Genomic DNA, 19,129 nt, shown 5'->3' with positions numbered 1-19,129 from the left:
GTACAAACTCGATGAACTACCGGCCCTGTGACAGGGGTTTAGCAAGGCTTGAGCCGTGTGCGGTGAAAGTCGCAAGCACGGTTCTTAGGGGGCTGGGTGGCGGTAACGTCGCCTGGCTACCCAACCCAGCCAGCGGCGGTCCGTCCGCAACCGGAGGTCGAGGCTTCAGCCGCGACGCGGTGCGATCCAGACTGATGCGGTCGCGCCAACGCCGTAGGATGGGCAAAGCCCGCGCATGACGGTCCGGCCCTGTCGTGGCGTCGCTCGGGCGTGCCCATCCGGGCCGCGTCGGGTATTTCACCCGCGGCCCTCAGTCCGCGGCCTGGGGGCCGCTCCTACAGTCGCAGGAGCGGCCCCACGCCGCGATCGGTTGCGTCAAACCTCGAAGACCTTCAACACTTCATCGCCGTAGTGGTTGATCACTTTTACGGCGATTTTGCCGGTGAGCGGGGGCGGGAAGGCGCGGCTGCGGGTCCGGTACAGCGCCTCCCAGGCCGCTTCGTCGATGTCCGCCTTGAGTGCCCGCTTGAGCTTCTCATACGGCTTGTCGCCGCCGGTGAAATAGGCGTGGCGGACAAAAAAGCTCTCGCCATTGTAGTCGGTGTCGATGAACCAGCAGGCGATATCGTCGGTGCCATGGCTGCGGATTTGGCCGGTGGTGGGGTCGTAGATATCCAGCCCGCGGATCTCGATTTTAAACCGGCCGTCCTGTTGCGGGATCAGTTTACCGGTCTTGGGGTCGACCGGGGCGATGTCCGGTTCGCCGAAGACCATGAACAGATTGCCGCTGCCGGTCTTTTTCAGCAACTCGTCGCCCATCGCCAAGTCCGGGTTCATCTTCACCGGCAGGATCCTGAGCCTCCCATAGCGCTTGGCTTCCTCGGTGACCGAGGGGTCGAAGGCAAAGGCGCAGACCAGCAACAGGTCGAAGCCGAGGCCCTGGATCGCCTCCTTGGCCGCCTCCTTCACCTGGAAGGCGCCCAGGGTGCCATGCTCTGGCCCGAGTGATACCGCCACCCGCCGGGGGCTGCCGTCCTTTTCGGTGTACTCGCCCTCGGCCTGGAGCCAACACCCGGCCAAGGGTTCCAGCCGGTCGAAGGTGAGCCGCTCCTGCTTCACGGTATTCTGGACCCCGGCCTTGCGCAGATTATCGAGAATCAGCAGGGCAAAATCCGCCGCCTGGTCCTTGGCATCGCGCTCCGCCTGGGGCAGGGCAGAACCCTCATCAGTGGTCGGCAGGACCCGATGGGGCGAGAGCGATTCGACGGTGAAGGGTCCGGTGACCCGCACCCGCTTCTTGTCCTCATAGGGCTGATCGAAGAGTGTCTCCGTCTCGGCGTTGCGTGCGATCGATCCATCGATGGCCTGTTGACGCGCACGGCGCGCCTCCCACCATTGGCGGTGAGTTTCGGCGATCGGTGCCGGCCAGGGATCGGCCGGGCGCGGCGGCAGTGTGTCGAGTGTGTACTGGCGCTTCAGCGTCGTATTGAGCGCCTGCAATGCACTGTTGATGACCTGTGCATCGGGCGCCGCCGTCTTGCGCAGTGTCTGCAGACGGGCAAACTGCGCCTGGGTCTCGCTGGCCCAGGGGGTCTCGGCCTCCCGCGGGACCTCCCATTCCTGCCAGTGCTTGTCGAGCGACCGGTTCAACTCGGCGCGCAGCGGCTCCAGGGTCTCCTGCCAGGCGGCATGGAGGCTATCGATCTCGGCATTGTTGGCGATGGCCTTGAGTGTGACATGCGGCACCGTCTTGTAGACGAAGCCCTGCTTGATGTCGTCCCGCGGGGGCGGGGCATCCGGGGGCGCAAGGGTGCCGCTGAGTTCCATCGCCTTGCGGCGCCCGTCCTGCGAGTCGGCCAAGAGATAATAGGGATAGCGGGCGGCCATCAGCCGGGTGCGCGCCAGTGCCAGTGCAACGCGGGAGGTGTCGATGGTGATCCAGCGCCGCCCCCATTGCTCGGCGACATAGGCGGTGGTGCCTGAACCGCAGGTGGGGTCCAGGACCAGGTCGCCGGGGTCGGTGGTCATCAGGAGGCAACGCTTAATCGCTTCTGTAGCAGTTTGAACGACATATACTTTAGGGTCTGAACGACTCTGAATTCCGGCAATGTCAGTCCAAACATTCGTGAGTGGGAAAGCACAAAAATCATTGAGAAATCGCCGATAGCTAAGATTGCTTCCCGTTACATCAACTCTTCCTGCTTGCACCAGGCGCCTTATGCCATTTATTGTCGTAGTCCAACCGCGACCAGGCGCTGGAACGTATCTTCCGCCTTGAAACTCGAATGGGAACGACATTGCTCCGAATTCACTGTTGTCGCGGCCTTGTCGCTGGGAACTCAGGTCGCCATGCCGAAAGGCACTCCAGTTATCCGGAAGGGGCGCGAATCCACTCCTCATTTCCTTCTTGACAACATGCACGACCAATGACCGGTCTACAGCCTTGTCATATTTTCCGGAACCATCTTCTCCATATCCTTTCGTAACCAAAAGAGGCCGATACTTAAGGCTTTTCTTGCTCCTTGCGTACCAAATAATATAATCCTCGACGTTGGCAATAAATTCAGCAGTTAAGCCAGGCGTCTTGGTGAGAATAATAGAAGATATAAAATTCTCGGCCCCAAACACCTCATCCATAACGGCCCTAACTCGATGAACATTGTCATCCCCAATCTGCACAAAGATCGAACCGCTCTCGGTCAGCAGTTCGCGCGCCACCTGTAGCCGGTCGCGCAGATGCGGCAGATACGAATGGATGCCATATTCCCAGGTATCCCGGAACGCCTTGATCTGTTCCGGCTGCCGGGTGAGGTCCTCGGCCTTGCCGTCCTTCACGTCGCGCTTGCGGGTGCTGACCTGCCAGTTGGAGCCGAACTTGATCCCATAGGGCGGGTCCAGATAGATCATCTGTACCTTGCCCTTGAGCCGCTCCTTCTCGGCCAGTGAGGTCATCACCTGCAGGCTGTCGCCCAGGATCAGCCGGTTCTGCCAATGCTGGTTATGCTGGTAGAACTCGATCAGTTGCTCGAATGCGATCCCGTTGAAGTCGGAGAAAAAATCGAGCTGTGGCTGCCCACTCCGACCGCCGGTGCGCAGATCCTCGATCAACGCCCGCGGGTGGACCTTCTCCTGGATATAGACCGGCACCACCGGCACCTCCAGGTCGCCGCTGTCCTGCGCGTCCTTGCCCCGCCAGACCAGTTGCGGGTCGAGATCCGGGTTGCGCGGATAGCGCATGGTCTTGGGCTCATGCTCGTCGGCCGTCACAAAATCCCTCAACTCCTCGGTCGGGATATTGGCACGGCTCGCGTCCTGATGCTTGTGACTGTCGATCGGGGTCTGATTGGCCATAGTGGATTCAGCAAACATTTGGAAAGGACATTTCTCACGCCAAGACGCCAAGGCGCCAAGGTTTCTTCAATACGGCGTTGATCATCGCCCAAGCCATCGTGCGGGCATTGCGCACTGGAGGTCGAGGCTTTAGCCGGAGGAGGGCCGTCGCGATGCAATGTCGACCGGCTAAAGCCTCGACCTCCTGTGTTCTTATGGTCGAAGCGGCGTTCATGCGCGTCATTCGAACGACGTGGAGACTCCAATTTTTTCCGTTCGCCCTTCGGTTGTTCGACCAGCGCAAGGCTCATGGCGAACGGAAAAAATCGCGGATGTTGTTCTTGGCATCATGCGGGTCCTTTACCTGGACAAAGCCCCAGCGCCCGAAGCGCCCGTCATTGTTGACCGCCGGCACCCAGAGGGTCTGGACCGTGGCCACTTTGGCATCCTTGTCATCGCGCTTCTCGCCGGATACCTCGATCAGCAGGTTCAGTAAGTCGGCCGCGCCGTGCCCGTCGTCGATGCGGGCGATGAAGTCGACCAGATAGGTGCGCGTCTGTCCGCCGACGGTATAGGGGATCAGGAAGTCCAGCCGGGGGATGTTCTTCACATAGGCATGGACCTCGTCCATGTCTTCCAGTGACTTGGCGACCGTGCCCTCCCAGCCGCTGTCCAGCACCACGTGTGAGATATGGCTCTTGTGATTGGTGCGCCAGGTCGCCTTGGTGCTCAGATAACCGATCCCGCCGGTGTCCCCCTGCGTGTTATACGGCTGCAGGATCGGCTTGAGCCGCGGGGCATCGCCCGACGTATCGCCGCTGACGATGGCCTGATAGATGCGATCGGCGGCGGTATGGGCCAATTCGACCAACAGCAGGAGTTGGGGAAAGGCGTCGTCCTGGCAGTGGGGGATCACACACTCATGGAGCCAGCGCCGGGCGATATTGAGCAGTTGGGGAAAGAGCCAGCCCTTGACCTCGGTTTCCGGCCGACCGCCGATGGCATATTCGGTGGCGGACTCCTCGCGAAAATAGCGTTCCAACACCAGCTTGGCCAGCAGGAAAACCACCTCGTTGATCCGCCTGGCCTTGAGATCGTCCAGGCGTTGGATGCTGGAGGCCCCGATGATCGGGGCATTCTCGACGATGGTCGGCAACTGCTTGGAGTTGAGTATGAGGCGGCTGCTCTCCGTGAACCGCGCACTGAACTGCTGCGCGGCGATCTCATGGCGGTAACCGGTCAGCCGGGGAAAGACGATCCGCGCCTTGCTATGGTTCTCCACGCTGGAGATATGGGTGCTGTCCTTCGGTCGTTGGCGCTTCGATCCGCCGCCGGTCGGCAGGAACTCGAACGGTACCCCGTAGACCTCGGCATATTCCACCGGGAAGGCGTCGAAGGTGACCGACTCGCCATCGACCAGCACCGTCTGGGGCTCCGGCTCATAGCTCATGCGGCGCAGCCCGCGCCCGATGACCTGTTCGCAGATGAGTTGGGTGCCGAAGGCGCGCACCCCCAGGATATGGGTGACGGTATTCGCATCCCAGCCCTCGGTCAGCATGGAGACCGACACCACGCACTTGATGTGCTCGCCGAGCTTACCTTTCTTGCCGACCGTGTTCATCACTTCGCGCAGGATGTCCTCATGCGTCAGTGCCTCCACCGCGCGGCCCGGGAAGCGCTCGCGGATCTCGGCCTTGAATTCGTCGATCTCGCGCGCCGCCGCCTGTTTGAAGTCGTCGGTGAGCGCCTCGCCGGATTCGAGCGCCTGGCTGTCGATCAAGAGCGTATTGGGGCGGTGCGACCAGCGGGACGCTTCTCCATGCCGCTCGACATTGCTGAAGATCGGCAGTTGGCCGGGGACGATGACCGTCTCACCGCCATTCAGCGCCTTTTCATAGCCGGCAATCCAGTCGAACACCAGTTTGGAGACCTGGGTGTTACTGCATACCACGATGTAAACGGGGGGCATCAGATCCCACCCGGCGGCAGTCTTCACCTGGTAGCCGGCATACGATTTCGCATAATCGCTGTAGAGGTGATGCAGTGCCCCTTCCAGTTCCTTGGGCAACTGGGGCGTTTGCGCCTCGGCCTTTTTGGCGCGGGTCCCGCTGGGCAACTGCTTGCCGATGGCATCCCAGAGCCGGCGGTAGACCGGCGACTCCTGCTGGTCGGTATTGTCCGCCACCGGCACCCGCGGGACCTTGACGATTCCGCTTTCGATGGCATCGATCAGGGCAAAGTCGGACACCACCCAGGGAAATAGTTCGCCCTCGTGATAACCGGAGCCCGCCAGAAAGAAGGGCGTGGCCGACAGGTCATAGACCGCCTTGATACCGCGCTGTTTTTTCAGCGCCTCCAGCCCGGAGATCCAGACGCGCGCATCGGCCTCGCGCCGTTCGGCCTCGCGCTTGGCGGCACCGGTGAGCTTCTCCTCGAGGGCGGCCACGGGTTTGCGGTGATAGCAATGGTGGGCCTCGTCGTTGAGCACGATGACCTGGTCCTTTTGGGTCCCGAAAGAGCCGCATAGGCGGGCAATCATCTGCCCCGGGGTCTCGCGGAACGGACTGACGTCCCGTTTGCCGGTCAGTATCCGCTTGGTCAGCCCGGCGGCCTCGCCGCCCTCGCGCAACATGAAGGCGTGATAGTTGGTGATGACGATCTTGGCCTGGCCCAGCCCATCCTGGAAGGCGGCCGGCACCAGGTCGAGCGCGCGATAATAGTTGTCCGGATCGCTCGGCAGCAGGGTGCGCAGGCGGTCCTTGATGGTGATGCCGGGGGCGACGATCAGGAAGCGATCGGTGAATGGCGGCTCTTTCTTCTTCTTATCCTTATCCTTGGGTTTGGCATCCTCGGCCTGTTTGTTCAGGGTCTGCCAGGCGATCAGCATGGCCATGACGACGGTCTTGCCGCTGCCGGTCGCCATCTTGGCCGCGTACCGCTGCAATATCGAGTGGCCGGCGGGGGTGGCTTGTGCGTTGGCGTCTTTGAGGCGTTTGAGTAGTTTTCTTGCCTTCGTGCCGCCCTTGTCGGGGGCGATCTCAGTCAGATAGATGATGGTTTCCAGTGCCTCGATCTGACAGAAGAACAGTTTGCGCTCGCGGTCCGGGTGCTGCCAATGCTCCAACAGGCGCCGGGTGACGGTCGTGACCCCGGGGTAGCCGGTGGCCCGCCAGAGTCCGACGGACTCGCGGATAGCGTTGATCAGGTGGTTTTCTTGGGCGGTGCTGGTAATCTCCAGATCCAGTTCGAGCGTCTTGCCATTGGGCTGCGGGCGCGGGTTCAGCGTCTTCGACACCGTAAGTCTGGCCGGGGTCTTGCCCTTGAGCCGCGGGCGCGGGACCGGCACGAAATAGACGCTCTTGCGCCGGCCGCGGCCGAGGGTATCGGTGATGCCGTTGGCCGAAAACAGGAAATGGCGCCGCGGTTCGTCGAACGGCGAGTTGATGATCGGGTTGTCGATAGTGACGGTGGTCATGGGGTCCTCCCGTGGGCGCTCCGGCGGTGGCGCTCCTAATATATCGCACACGCTCGGCTAAGGCGCGGCGACTTCGCGCAGCGCACCCCGATAGCCGCGGATCGCCTCGGAGGTGGTCGGACGGTCGAGAAAGCGGGTGAGCAGGTCGAGATCCAGACCGGGCAGCACCTCGCTCGCCGTCACCGGGACATAGCGCTCGCCGCGCAGGCAGTAGGGCTCGATCCGCCCCTTGCGCCAGTACCAGACCTCGGCGACGCCGAGCTTGCGGTAGATGGCGAGCTTGTCGATGCGCCCGGAGGTCCAGACCACCTCGATCGCCAGGTGCGGGCGCTCGGCGTCGGGGTTGCCGAAGATGTAGCTCTCGTCCGGTTCGGCCCCGCGAGACTTGGGCTTGGACTTGAGGGTCCAGGCGCCGACGGCGCAGAAGGGGATATCGCGCTCCAGACACCAGGTCTCGACCAGCCGGCCGATCACCGACTTGATCGCCTCGTGGGTCCGTGATGGGCTCATAATCTCGACCTCACCATGCAGATAGGCAATCCGCGGCGCGCTGTGGTCGCCGCGCATCACGAGCAGGCGCTCGTAGTCGTCCCAGGAGACGCCGGAGAGGTGGATGATGTGGTCCTCCAGATCCTCGGTGGGGCGGTCGTCCTGCAGCGCGTAACGGGCTTGGGTGGACATGGTGCTGGTCCTGCGGTGCCTCAGGGTGGTTGGGTAGGGTCCGATTCTAAGCTTCTGATCATGGACTTGGCCACCTGCCTGAGCGCGTGGTCGCCGGTCCGCACAGCGGACCCTACGGGCGCGGATGGGCTGGCTACCACGCCGCCCGGCGCAACCGGTGTCCGGCGCCGATCGCCTGTGCGATAATCTCAACCTTTCGCCACCCGGGAACCTTAGCGCCGCGTGCCTGACCGGGTGCGCGCCCCCGGACCGGCCCCACGGAGACCCGATGGACGAAAACCGCAAGAAGGCCCTCGCCGCCGCCCTGACCCAGATCGAAAAGCAGTTCGGTAAGGGGTCGGTCATGCGCATGGGCGATGTCAGCGCCGCGCGCAACATCGAGGTGATCTCCACCGGCTCGCTGGGGCTCGACCTCGCGCTCGGCATCGGCGGCCTGCCCAAGGGCCGGGTGGTCGAGATCTACGGCCCCGAGTCGTCCGGCAAGACGACCCTGACCCTGCATGTGATCGCCGAGACCCAGAAATTCGGCGGGGTTGCGGCCTTCGTGGACGCGGAACACGCCCTCGACCCGGGCTACGCCCAGAAACTCGGCGTCAATATGAATGACCTGCTGGTCTCCCAGCCCGATACCGGCGAGCAGGCGCTGGAGATCACCGACATGCTGGTGCGCTCCAACGCCGTGGACATCGTGGTGGTGGACTCGGTGGCGGCCCTGACCCCCAAGGCGGAGATCGAGGGCGAGATGGGCGACTCTCACATGGGGCTGCAGGCGCGGCTCATGTCGCAGGCCCTGCGCAAGCTTACCGGCAACATCAAGCGGTCCAATTGTCTCGTCATCTTCATCAATCAGATCCGCATGAAGATCGGCGTCATGTTCGGCTCGCCGGAGACTACCACTGGCGGCAACGCGCTGAAATTCTATGCCTCGGTGCGCCTGGACATCCGCCGCACCGGTAGCATCAAGAAGGGTGAGGAGGTCATCGGCAGCGAGACCAAGGTCAAGGTGGTCAAGAACAAGGTCGCCCCGCCCTTCAAGCAGGCGGAGTTCGACATCCTCTATGGCGAGGGCATCTCGCGCGAGGGCGAGATCGTCGACTTAGGCGTCGCCGCCGGCATCATCGACAAGTCCGGGGCCTGGTACAGCTACGGCGGCAACCGGGTCGGGCAGGGCAAGGACAACGCGCGGGTCTATCTCAAGGAGAACCCGGAACTCGCCAAGGCGATCGAGGCGCGTATCCGCGAGAAACTGCTCCCGCAACCGGCGGATGAGTCCCCGGCCCCGGCCCCGGACCTGGCCGAGCCCGCCGGGCCGGCCCCGGACCTCGACGCCTGAGCCCCCAGGGATGGCCGACCCCGACCCCGCCGCCGCGATCGAGCGCCTCGCGCTGCGGCTGCTTGCCACCCGCGAGCACTCCCGGCTGGAACTGGTGCGCAAGCTCCAGATGCGCGGCTACCCCGCGGACCAGATCGACCCGGTGCTGTCCGGGCTGGCCGAGCAGGGCGCGATCGACGAGGCGCGGCTGGCCGAAAGCTATGTCGCGGAACGGGTGGGCAAGGGCTTCGGCCCCCTGCGCATCCATGCGGAACTGCGGGAAAAGGGCCTTTCGGACGCGGCCATCGGCCCCTGCCTTGAGGTCATGAATGAAGAATGGCCGGCGCTGCTGGCCGCCGCCCACGATCGGCGCTTCGGCCCGACCCCGCCGACCGATCACACCGAGATCGGCCGCCGTGGCCGCTTCCTGCAACAGCGCGGCTTTCCGCCCGAACTGATCCACCGCCAGTTGCGGCGGCACGATTGACCGCCGCCTATCCCCGGCCCATCCGAGTATTCCCCATGATCACCAGTGCCGAACTGCGAGCAGGCTTTATCGACTATTTCGCGCAACGCGAGCATCGGCCGGTCGCCTCCAGCTCCCTGATCCCCGCCGATGACCCGACGCTGCTGTTTACCAATGCCGGCATGGTCCAATTCAAGGACTGCTTCCTGGGCCGCGAGCGCCGCGCCTACAATCGTGCCGTCACCTCCCAGCGCTGCGTGCGTGCGGGCGGCAAGCACAATGACCTGGAGAACGTGGGCTACACCGCCCGGCACCACACCTTCTTCGAGATGCTGGGCAACTTCAGCTTCGGTGACTATTTCAAGCGCGAGGCGATCGGCTATGCCTGGGACTATCTGACCCGGGTGCTGGGCCTGCCGCCCGCGCGCCTGTGGGTCACGGTCTTCACCGAGGACGACGAGGCCGCCGCCATCTGGCTCGACGAGATCGGGGTGGACCCGGCGCGCTTTTCGCGCTGCGGCGCCGCGGACAACTTCTGGTCCATGGGCGAGACCGGCCCCTGCGGCCCCTGCTCCGAGATCTTCTATGACCACGGCCCCGCCGTCCCCGGCGGCCCGCCCGGCTCGCCGGACGCCGACGGGGATCGCTATGTGGAGATCTGGAACCTGGTCTTCATGCAGTTCAACCGGTCCGCGGACGGCGGCCTGACCCCCCTGCCGCGCCCCTCGGTGGACACCGGCATGGGCCTGGAGCGCCTGGCGGCCGTCATACAGGGAGTGCACAGCAACTATGATATCGACCTCTTCGTCAACCTGATCGACGCCGCCGCTACGGTTACCGGCTGCACCGACCGGGCCGACAAATCGCTGCGGGTCATCGCCGACCACAGTCGCTCCACCGCCTTCCTGATCACCGACGGTGTGACCCCCGGCAACGAGGGGCGCGGCTATGTGCTGCGCCGCATCATGCGGCGCGCCATCCGTCACGGCTATCGGCTCGGCTGCACCGAACCCTTCTTCTACCGCCTGGTCGCGCCCCTGGTCGTCGAGATGGGGGCGGCCTATCCGGAGTTGGCTGCGGCCCAAGCCCAGATCGAGCGGGTCGTTCGCCTGGAGGAGGAGCGCTTCGCGGAGACCCTGACCAACGGCATGGTCATCCTGGAGGGCGCCATCGCCGGGCTGACCGATGCCCGGATTCCCGGTGAGACCGTCTTCAAGCTCTATGACACCTACGGATTCCCCACCGACCTCACCGCGGACATCGCGCGCGAGCGCGGTCTGACGCTCGACCTTCCCGGTTTCGAGCGCGCCATGGCCGAGCAAAAGGGCCGCGCCCGCGCCGCCAGCCAGTTCGGCGTCGGCCAGGAGTTGGCCATCGATTTCCAGGGTGAGGCCGAGTTCTGCGGTTATGAACACCTTGAGGAGCGCGCCACCGTCGTCGCCCTCTACCGCGACGGCTGTTCCTGCGATGCCCTGGACGAAGGCCAGGACGGGCTCGTTATCCTCGATCTCACGCCCTTCTACGCGGAGTCCGGCGGCCAGTTGGGCGACCGCGGTACCCTGCGCGGGGAGGCGGGCGAGTTCGCCGTTACCGATACCCAGAAAAAGGGCGAGGGGGTCATCTGCCACCTGGGCCGGATCCTGGCGGGTCAGATCAGGGTCGGCGACAGCGTCGTAGCGGCGGTCGATACGCAGCGACGCACTGCCATCGCGCTCAACCACTCCGCCACCCACCTCCTGCACGCCGCGCTGCGTCAGGTCTTGGGCGGGCATGTGCAGCAGAAGGGCTCCCAGGTCGGGCCTGAGCGCCTGCGCTTCGACTATTCGCACTTCGAGCCGGTCTCACGCGGGCAACTGATCGCAATCGAGCAGTTGGTGAACCGGGAGATCCGCGAAAACCATCTCGTCGAGACCCGCATCATGAGCCTGGAGGACGCCAAGACCACCGGCGCTATGGCCCTCTTCGGTGAGAAATATGCCGAGCAGGTGCGGGTCCTGCGCATGGGGGACTTCTCCACCGAGCTGTGCGGCGGCACCCATGTGAAGGCGGTTGGGGACATCGGGTTCTGCAAGATCGTCGCCGAGGGCGGCATCGCCTCCGGGGTGCGGCGCATCGAGGCCATGACCGGGGCCGGGGCACTGGCCTGGGTCGAGGCCGACGAGGACCGGGTACTGCGCCTGGCCGGGCTGCTCAAGGGTGGGCGCGATGACCTGGACGAGCGGGTCGCGGGCCTCCTGGAGCGCAGTCGGTCGCTGGAGAAGGAACTCGACCAGCTCAAGTCGCGCCTGGCCAGTTCCGCCGGCCGGGACCTGGCATCTCAAGCCGTGGACGTGGGGGGGGTCAAGGTCCTGGCCGCGCGCATCGACGGCGTCGACCCCAAGGCCCTGCGCGACACCCTGGACCAGCTCAAGGACAGTCTCGGCTCCGCGGTGGTCCTCCTGGCCGCCGTGGTGGACGGCAAGGTGAGCCTGGCGGCCGGCGTGACCCGCGACCTCACCGACCGTCTTGCGGCCGGCGACCTGATCCGTGCGGCCGCGGCCTTGGTCGGCGGCAAGGGCGGCGGCCGACCCGACATGGCCCAGGCGGGCGGCAACGACCCGGCCGGCCTGCCGGCCGCCCTAGGGCTGGTAGAGACTTGGGTCAGGACGGGCCTTGGCTAATCCACCGGCCTCGCCACCCGCTTCACCGGGCGTCGCTGGTCCGCACAGCGGACCCTACGGTGTACATCGGCGCATCCCAGGGCGTTGCCCTGGGCTGGTATATCACGCCCCTTCGGGGCTCAGTCAGAGATTTCGATGGCATTGATCGTACAGAAATACGGCGGCACCTCCGTCGGCAGCAGCGAGCGCATCCGCGCCGTCGCGGACCGGGTCAAACGCGCCCGCGACCAGGGCCATCAGGTGGTCGTGGTGGTCTCCGCGATGTCCGGGGAGACCGACCGGCTGATCGGGCTCGCCAAGCAGATCCAGGAGCGCCCCGTCCCGCGGGAGTTGGACGTGCTGCTGTCCACCGGCGAGCAGGTCACCATCGCCCTGCTCGCCATGGCGCTGGACGCCCTCGACTGCCCGGCCCGCTCCTACACCGGTGCCCAGGTCCACATCCTGACCGACAGTGCCTACAACAAGGCGCGCATCCACGACATCGACGCCGTGCGGGTGCGGGCGGATCTCGATGCCGGGCGGGTGGTTGTCATCGCCGGCTTCCAGGGCATCGACGCCGCGGGCAACATCACCACGCTGGGGCGCGGCGGCTCCGACACCTCCGCCGTCGCCGTCGCCGCCGCGCTCAAGGCCGACGAGTGCCAGATCTACACCGACGTGGACGGGGTCTATACCACCGACCCGCGGGTCGAGCCCAAGGCCCGCAAGCTCGATCGCATTACCTTCGAGGAAATGCTGGAAATGGCGAGCCTGGGCTCCAAGGTGCTGCAGATCCGCGCCGTGGAATTCGCGGGCAAATACAAGGTCCCATTGCGCGTGCTCTCCAGCTTCGACGAGGGCGCGGGTACCCTGATCACATTCGAGGAAGATACCGTGGAAGACGCCAAGATCGCCGGCATCGCGTTCAGCCGCGACGAGGCCAAGCTGACCGTACTCGGGGTCCCGGACCAGCCGGGGGTGGCCCACAAGATCCTGGGGCCGATCGCCGCGGCGAATATCGAGGTCGACATGATCGTCCAGAATATCGCCCCGGACGAGACCACCACCGACTTCACCTTCACGGTCCACCGCAACGACTACGAACGCGCCCTGGAGATCCTCCAGGGCACGGCCGCCACCCTGGCGGCGCGTCAAGTCTTGGGGGACGAACAGATCGTGAAGATATCTTTGGTAGGCGTGGGGATGCGTAACCACGCCGGGATTGCCTGCCAGATGTTCGGCGCCCTCGCCCGCGAGGGAATCAACATCCGCATGATCTCCACCTCGGAGATCAAGATCTCGGTCGTGGTCGATCAAAAATACCTGGAGCTCGGGGTGCGCGCCCTGCACGACGCCTTCGGACTCGGGCGCCCACCGCAGGCCGCCCGGTCTGCGAATTGTGACGGAATTTAAACAAATGCTTGGGCTCAACCCGAGCAATTGCTAAAATCCGGTTGGGGGCAGGTCGCCCCCAGCTTGGTCTGGGTGTGGTGCAACTCGCGTAATCCGGCGCCGGATGCTGCTTGGGTTACGTCCGGGGGAGCCACGTAAGTCGGAAAAATGGAAAGAAAGGGAGAAAGAAGCCATGTTGATCTTGACTCGTCGCGTGGGCGAGACCCTCATGATTGGTGACGAAGTCACCGTTACCGTCCTTGGCGTCAAGGGCAACCAAGTGCGTATCGGCGTCAACGCCCCGCGCGACGTCGCCGTGCATCGCGAGGAAATCTACGAGCGCATCAAGCGCGAGCAGGCAGAGGCCCACGGGGCCGGGGCCGGTCCCGAGACTGACACCCCGGCTCAGGACCCTGAGCCGGAGTAACTGGAAAGTCAGTCGTGATCGCGCTACACTACCGGACTCGTGGCGACGCGAGTCCGGTTTTGTGGTCGGCCCATTTTGTTGGACGTGGCGCGCAAGGAACACTCGGTGCAGTGCGTCGGATAAGGCCCCAAGGCAGGGAAGCCGATTGTTACACGAGTCGTCATCCCTGGAGAGATGGCCGAGCGGCTGAAGGCGCTCCCCTGCTAAGGGAGTATGGGTCAAAAGCCCATCGAGGGTTCGAATCCCTCTCTCTCCGCCAAACATGTTTGTAACCTCCTGACATTGAAGCGATTTCTCTAAGCAAGTCGCTTTCTACCCACGTTTCTACCCACAAACCCGCTCTTGCTAGGGGTCCATCGGGGCATATTTCGGCCCGACGGACGGCGATCTTTCGCCCGTCGCTCGGTAGGCCTTGGGAGCAACCCGGCAGGACCTCGACACCCTGCCCCGGGTCGGCCCGGACCTTCACCACGACACCGAGCGGACCGCGGCGAACTGGGGCCCGTCGATGTGCTGCGCGACCCCTGGGAGGTTGCCGCCCGGCTTGGGCTCAAGCCAGGGCCTACCCGCGCTCGATCCTGCGAGGTTACCGTCGGTGTCCAGGTGCAGGCGGGCCGTCTGGGCAGCCTTCATCGGCAGGACCTCGGTGACCGCGCGCTCAGCCAGTATTACGAAACGCAGAAACCGTAATACCAGCAGCCGGGCGTGCCTGGGCTTCGTGGTGCAGGTCCACCAGGGCGCCGACGCTGCGCCCTTGAGGTTGCCCCGGGTCCCGCTCCCGGTCGCCCTGGCGGGTCCCTGCATGGCCTTGGGCTGCATCCCCGCGGGGGCAGTCTCACGGCTTGAACTCAAGCCGCCAGGGGGCGCCCCGTGCGCGCGGGGGCCGCTCGATACCTGCCCGGACCCATGCCCTACTGCGCTTTCGCAATTCGTGTCCGCGCCTGTTGATAGGCTGAACCTATGGGCACAGAAATTGCTTATTTCATGCAAAACGCTGTATTGCATGAAACGCAATAACCGTTCCCGATAGTCGGTGCCGATGACTCGACCAAGCTCCGGCGGGTGTGTACTGAGCGCGGGGCAAGAAAAAGCCCGCACGGGGCGGGCTCGGTGGGGCAGAATGCGGGGCCGCCGCGGGCCGCCGTATCGGTGCAACGCGCTACAATGTGGGCATGAATACCACGCTTGACGACATCTCTCAAGACGGTTTCGAGACGCTGTCTCTGGGCCTGTGCGGCGGGATACCTGCCGCAACCGACGAAGCGCTTTCATCAATTGTGGGGTACATGGCGGAATACCTAGTCAATGCTTGCGTAATCGACAAGCCGCTAATTGAAACGGTCCGCAGATTGACGCGTGTTGACCGGGCACAACTGGCGAAGGACTTGCGAATTGCTCAGGATCGCCATTTAGGCCCGTTTTCTTCATCGTAACCAATAGACTAAGCTGATTGCTGGGGGGCATATGCAACGCTATGGCCTTGCCGTTCTGGTTCTGCTTGCCGGGTGTGCGAGTACCGGTGTTATTCCGATGGACCGGGATTCATATATGATCGGTAAGAAAGACGGCACGCCAGGGCTAGGCGTATCGCTCACGAATAAGGCAGAAGTCTATCGTGAAGCGAATGCCTTTTGCCGTGAGAAAGGACTTGAAGTCGAGACGCTTCATGTGACGACATTGCCATCAATGCCGGGGCAACTCGGTTCAACAGAGTTGCAATTCAGATGTGCGCCATCCGGCGGTGCTGCGAAACCCCTCGTTAGAGACTCCGATACGATCGTCGAGATTCGCAAACGCTAAAGCCATAGACATGCGAGCAATCCGGCATCTTAGGGGGCTATAGCCGCGCGTTGCGGGGTAACACCACAAAGACGGGTTTGGGTTGCCCCGGATGGTCCTTTTCCCATTCCGCGCGGGCCTGCTCTACGGTCGTCGTCCCCTCGGTCAAGATGACTGGGAGGGGCGGGGCCTCGCCCGACTTCTCCAGCTTGGCGACACGGCTTTCAATGGATGCGTTCATCGGTTCAACCTCCAGACTATAGGCGTTGGTCAACTTCATCAAAGAACACCACGCCAGCCAGCGACCGGCCCTCGGCCTCCCATCTGGCGCCGGCCTGCTCTGCGGTCTCGCCCGGATCAAGGTAAATGCATCGGGTGCCGCCATCGTTCGCCGTGTTCTCTCGCTCCAGCTTCTCGACTCGGCTTTCAAGGGGTGCGCTCATCGTTTCGACTCCAGTGCTGCAATACGGTTTTCAAGTTCTACGGTCTCTCGCACCCTGGCGAGTGCCGACAGGACGGACGCCAGGTCGGACGCCTGATCGGTGCCGATGCTCCCGGCCGCCAGGGCCGCCAGGACGGCGCCGGTTGCCTGGGTAAGGTCGGCACCAAGGGGCACGGGCACGGGAGCGGCTACAGACCGCAGAGGGGGCAACGCGCGATCCAGCAGCAGGCGCGCGGCCGACACGTCGCCTGACTTCGCAAGCCCGGTCAGGGTGGCGAGGATCTCCGGCAGGTCCTTGGCGATGCCGTCGCGCAACTTGCCGGCCTTGGTCGTGGTCCCGGGCTTCCGGCCCCGTGGGTTCCCGCTCGATCCGGGTTTGAACTGCGTCATGGGCTTTCCTCTGCCAGTTGCCTGCAAAATACAGGGGTATCAGGGTCAGGCGTGGCCGGGCGGGCGCGGTGCCGGCAGGGGGCGCGGGTCTCGGTCACTTCGTCACCTCCTGGCGGTCGGGTGCGAAAGCCGGGCAGGTGCGCCGGGCGTAGGGCCAACGGATTTGCCGTCCCCCGGCCGCGCATTCGCCCGCGTCGCTGACTTCCGCGAACCGCTGGCACTCAGTGCAGCGGACCAACCCGCCCGATCCCCATCGTCCGACAGGTGGCGAGCTTGCGGGCATGGTGCGCCAGTCGCCCGGCCGTGACCGTGCGCCGGGTGCCGGTGCCTGAGCGGGGGCCGGTGCGCTGCCATCGACGCGGCGCAGCATCGACGCTGCGCGCTCAAGCAACGCTGCGACCTCGGCCAGCGACACGCCGGGCAGGTCCACCCGGGGGCCGGGCGGGGGCGGGCTCGCGGCCGCCCTGGCGGGGGCCTCGGTGCCGGGTAAGCTCCACTCCCAGGCGTTGCCGCGCTTCCTGACCGCGACCCCAAGACCTTGGGCCGCGCGCTCGATGGTGCGCCACGCAAGGCCAGCGGCAAGGGCTTCGGTCCGTACCCTTGAGGATCGCACCGGGCCATGGGTCAGCAGGCGGGAAAGGAAGGCTTGCGCAGTCTCAAGGGGCGTCATGTTGGGGACCTCTGGCGGAGTTGGCGGAGTTGGCGGAGTTGGGCGTTTTCGACCGCGCGACGGCCAACCGCGAAGAGAACACACACACATGATGAAAATGCCCCCCTGGTATATCTATAGAGGTGTCCGCCACACGGGAAGAGAAACGGCGGAAAGGGGCCTGACTTGTCCGCCACACGGGAAGCGGGGGTCATTTTTCACCCTCCCGGAAAGCTGACTTGTCCGCCACACGGGAACGCTTGTCCGCCACACGGGAAGCGTTTGTGTTTTGGGCGGGTCGGCGGAGTTGGCGGAGTTGGGCGTTTTCGGGCTTCCATAGGGCCGACGACACAGGGTTGGGCTTCTCGTCGTGAGGGCCTTCGTCGATGCCGTGCCAGGTCAAGGCGTAGAGGCTGCATCGGTTCCGACCACCTTGCCGCGTGAGTTGCAGAAAGCCCTCGTTGACCAGTTCGGATATGGCCTTGTCGATGCTCCCGCGGCTGCACCAGCCGTAGGGCTCGAGGATCTTCGGGGCCGCGCTCAAGTTGCCGTTGTTGCCGCCGCGGTACTGCATGGCAATGTCTATCAGCAGCAACCGCGCCAGCTTGGACAGCCGCGCAACCGGCGGGGGTTCATCGCCCTGGGCGCGAAACAGCGCATGGGGCAGGGCCGCAAAGCTGCCCCCTTCACTGCGACCCTTGGCGCGCGACCGGCTACGCGCGGCCATGGTCGCGCGCTTCCGGTGGGGTACAATCGCCCTGTCGGTTGCCTGCCGATGCCCCCTCGATTGCCGCGCCGCCCCCGTCGCGGCTTTCGTTCGTCTGGGGGTGAGTATCCACGCAGACAGGCTCGCCCGTCCGGCCGGTGGCCGGTGCGGTGAAGTTGTCCATGGTGGGTCACTCCCCGGTCTTGGCGGCGCGGCGCTTCCGGGGTCCGGCGGGCTCGGTGGCGATGCCAACCGGGCGCGACGCGAGCCAAGCATTGAGGACCGACAACTTCCAGCCCACGGCACGCGGACCAAGCTGGATCGGCGGCGGGAATGTGCCGTCCTTGACCTTGGCATAAACGGTCGAACGCTTGACCCCAGTATGGACCTCGACGCCAGGCATACGGACGATGGGATCAGCTCCAGCAGGCGCGGCGGCTGGGGTCTTGGCGGGTTTCGGCATGATGCACACTCCGGGACTTGATTGAACAGGAGCGCAGCCTAGGCCCGCGGGGGCGGGCTGGATAACGTGCCGATCGCGTCAATTTCCGGAAGTAATCGGCACGTCAGCTTGCGGACGCTCAAGTGAGCGGATTTCCTTGATCGCTTCGCCAATAAATGAATTGCGCAGATTGGCGCCAATCATGCAGCAGGCTTCCGAAGCGAAATTAATAAACGGGCCGCTATACGCATTGCCTACCTGAGAGTACCCAGCATCCCCCCCAGTCCCAATTGAATAGATGCGGGAAAGGTCAAACACCAATGCAATAGATCGCTGGTCCCGTTGCTTCTTTCCGGGCGATGGTTTACCCGTTTTTCGCATTGCGCGGGAAAGGTCAGCGGTCAATCGGTTTAGTTGGTTCAGCAGGCTCCCGGGGGCATCGGGGAGCGCCAATAAGCGCAGTTCTGGCGATCCGAAACGCGAGAGAACATCGGCAAGGGTTCTTGACTGTTTCTGCGCGGCCTTCAATAGCTTGACTATCTCGATTTCTGATGGTTCTCCCGCACTCCGCGAGAAATAACTAGATGCAGCATCCTCTAACCGCAGGTCCAGGCTAAAACCGGCGCGGAACGAATGCTTTTCCCGCAAGGCTGCAACTTGCTCGGGAGTGAAAAATAGGCGATCATGCCCGGATACTTGGGGGCGATGGTCGGGCAGATGTGTTGCCATAGTACGCACCTTCCAGCGCAATCCCTCAATGAAAAGATGCCGGGTCAGGGCGGTGAAGGTGCCGCCTTTTCGGGGATCAGCCTAGACCCGGCCGAAACGTGTGTCAGCTTTGTAATTTGCTTGGCCTGAGAATACAGTTGCCTAACGATTGCGAAGTTCAATTACTGTGTTTGGGGCCTGTTCCCAATTGATGGAGTGCAGCCCCGCACGGCATCCCAATGTGGATGTATTTCGGTATGAATTTAGCCCCGTAACCTTGCCGCTTTCAAA

Annotated in this window: 19 protein-coding genes and 1 tRNA gene; 8 read left to right on the top strand and 12 right to left on the bottom strand. The window is 64.1% G+C overall.

What is annotated here, in order from left to right:
• Positions 1-375 precede the first annotated feature (375 nt).
• From QZY48_RS14575 to QZY48_RS14565, 3 genes are all read right to left on the bottom strand, one after another.
• Positions 376-3,351: a site-specific DNA-methyltransferase gene (locus QZY48_RS14575; protein ID WP_295431964.1), complete on the bottom strand. Its 2,976-nt coding sequence runs from the start codon at positions 3,349-3,351 to the stop codon at positions 376-378.
• A 286-nt stretch (positions 3,352-3,637) separates the two neighbouring features.
• Positions 3,638-6,805: a BPTD_3080 family restriction endonuclease gene (locus QZY48_RS14570; protein WP_295431961.1), complete on the bottom strand. Its 3,168-nt coding sequence runs from the start codon at positions 6,803-6,805 to the stop codon at positions 3,638-3,640.
• 57 nt (positions 6,806-6,862) lie between these two features.
• Positions 6,863-7,486, bottom strand: coding sequence for a Uma2 family endonuclease (locus QZY48_RS14565; protein WP_295431958.1), 624 nt, complete (start codon positions 7,484-7,486; stop codon positions 6,863-6,865).
• 268 nt (positions 7,487-7,754) lie between these two features.
• Here QZY48_RS14565 and recA point away from each other — a divergent pair, with 268 nt between their 5' ends.
• From recA to QZY48_RS14535, 6 genes are all read left to right on the top strand, one after another.
• Positions 7,755-8,819 (top strand): recombinase RecA, encoded by a 1,065-nt coding sequence (gene recA, locus QZY48_RS14560; RefSeq protein WP_295431955.1) that lies wholly within the window; start codon positions 7,755-7,757, stop codon positions 8,817-8,819.
• Between the two features lie 10 nt (positions 8,820-8,829).
• Positions 8,830-9,285, top strand: a complete 456-nt coding sequence (locus QZY48_RS14555; protein ID WP_295431952.1) for a regulatory protein RecX — start codon at positions 8,830-8,832, stop codon at positions 9,283-9,285.
• Between the two features lie 35 nt (positions 9,286-9,320).
• Positions 9,321-11,924 carry an alanine--tRNA ligase gene (alaS, locus tag QZY48_RS14550; RefSeq protein ID WP_295431948.1) on the top strand — a complete coding sequence of 868 codons (2,604 nt, stop codon included), beginning with the start codon at positions 9,321-9,323 and terminating at the stop codon, positions 11,922-11,924.
• 135 nt (positions 11,925-12,059) lie between these two features.
• A complete protein-coding gene (locus QZY48_RS14545) occupies positions 12,060-13,316 on the top strand; it encodes an aspartate kinase (RefSeq protein ID WP_295431945.1) in 1,257 nt (418 codons plus the stop codon).
• 172 nt (positions 13,317-13,488) lie between these two features.
• A complete protein-coding gene (gene csrA / locus QZY48_RS14540) occupies positions 13,489-13,722 on the top strand; it encodes a carbon storage regulator CsrA (protein WP_295431943.1) in 234 nt (77 codons plus the stop codon).
• Positions 13,723-13,890: 168 nt separating this feature from the next.
• Positions 13,891-13,981 (top strand) — tRNA-Ser (locus QZY48_RS14535).
• 206 nt (positions 13,982-14,187) lie between these two features.
• Here QZY48_RS14535 and QZY48_RS14530 read toward each other — a convergent pair.
• The gene (locus QZY48_RS14530) at positions 14,188-14,574 is read right to left on the bottom strand and encodes a hypothetical protein (protein WP_295431940.1); all 387 of its coding nucleotides are present in this window, start codon (positions 14,572-14,574) and stop codon (positions 14,188-14,190) included.
• Positions 14,575-14,894: 320 nt separating this feature from the next.
• On the opposite strand from QZY48_RS14530, the gene QZY48_RS14525 reads away from it, so the two are divergent.
• Both QZY48_RS14525 and QZY48_RS14520 read left to right on the top strand, forming a co-directional pair.
• Complete coding sequence (locus QZY48_RS14525; RefSeq protein ID WP_295431937.1) at positions 14,895-15,155, top strand: hypothetical protein; 261 nt, start codon at positions 14,895-14,897, stop codon at positions 15,153-15,155.
• 31 nt (positions 15,156-15,186) lie between these two features.
• Positions 15,187-15,522 (top strand): hypothetical protein, encoded by a 336-nt coding sequence (locus QZY48_RS14520; RefSeq protein WP_295431934.1) that lies wholly within the window; start codon positions 15,187-15,189, stop codon positions 15,520-15,522.
• 37 nt (positions 15,523-15,559) lie between these two features.
• Here QZY48_RS14520 and QZY48_RS14515 read toward each other — a convergent pair whose 3' ends face one another.
• The 8 genes from QZY48_RS14515 to QZY48_RS14480 form a co-directional block, all read right to left on the bottom strand.
• A complete protein-coding gene (locus QZY48_RS14515; RefSeq protein WP_295431931.1) occupies positions 15,560-15,781 on the bottom strand; it encodes a hypothetical protein in 222 nt (73 codons plus the stop codon).
• Positions 15,759-15,944, bottom strand: coding sequence for a hypothetical protein (locus QZY48_RS14510; protein WP_295431929.1), 186 nt, complete (start codon positions 15,942-15,944; stop codon positions 15,759-15,761). The genes QZY48_RS14515 and QZY48_RS14510 overlap by 23 nt, the downstream gene beginning before the upstream one ends.
• The gene (locus QZY48_RS14505) at positions 15,941-16,333 is read right to left on the bottom strand and encodes a DUF5681 domain-containing protein (RefSeq protein WP_295431927.1); all 393 of its coding nucleotides are present in this window, start codon (positions 16,331-16,333) and stop codon (positions 15,941-15,943) included. The genes QZY48_RS14510 and QZY48_RS14505 overlap by 4 nt, the downstream gene beginning before the upstream one ends.
• A 94-nt stretch (positions 16,334-16,427) precedes the next feature.
• On the bottom strand, positions 16,428-17,003 hold the full coding sequence (locus QZY48_RS14500; protein ID WP_295431923.1) for a hypothetical protein: 576 nt from the start codon (positions 17,001-17,003) through the stop codon (positions 16,428-16,430).
• A gap of 190 nt (positions 17,004-17,193) precedes the next feature.
• Entirely contained in the window at positions 17,194-17,709 is a 516-nt protein-coding gene (locus QZY48_RS14495) for a hypothetical protein (protein ID WP_295431920.1), read from the bottom strand.
• Positions 17,696-17,872, bottom strand: coding sequence for a hypothetical protein (locus tag QZY48_RS14490; protein ID WP_295431917.1), 177 nt, complete (start codon positions 17,870-17,872; stop codon positions 17,696-17,698). The genes QZY48_RS14495 and QZY48_RS14490 overlap by 14 nt, the downstream gene beginning before the upstream one ends.
• Before the next feature lie 6 nt (positions 17,873-17,878).
• Complete coding sequence (locus tag QZY48_RS14485) at positions 17,879-18,151, bottom strand: AlpA family transcriptional regulator (protein ID WP_295431914.1); 273 nt, start codon at positions 18,149-18,151, stop codon at positions 17,879-17,881.
• A gap of 78 nt (positions 18,152-18,229) precedes the next feature.
• Positions 18,230-18,859: a hypothetical protein gene (locus QZY48_RS14480; protein WP_295431911.1), complete on the bottom strand. Its 630-nt coding sequence runs from the start codon at positions 18,857-18,859 to the stop codon at positions 18,230-18,232.
• Positions 18,860-19,129 lie beyond the last annotated feature (270 nt).

This window comes from uncultured Thiodictyon sp. (genome assembly GCF_903828115.1).
In the GTDB taxonomy this organism is placed as follows: domain Bacteria; phylum Pseudomonadota; class Gammaproteobacteria; order Chromatiales; family Chromatiaceae; genus Thiodictyon.
The sequence above is the reverse complement of the archived record's forward strand: the minus strand, read 5'-3'. Positions and strand labels throughout refer to the sequence as shown.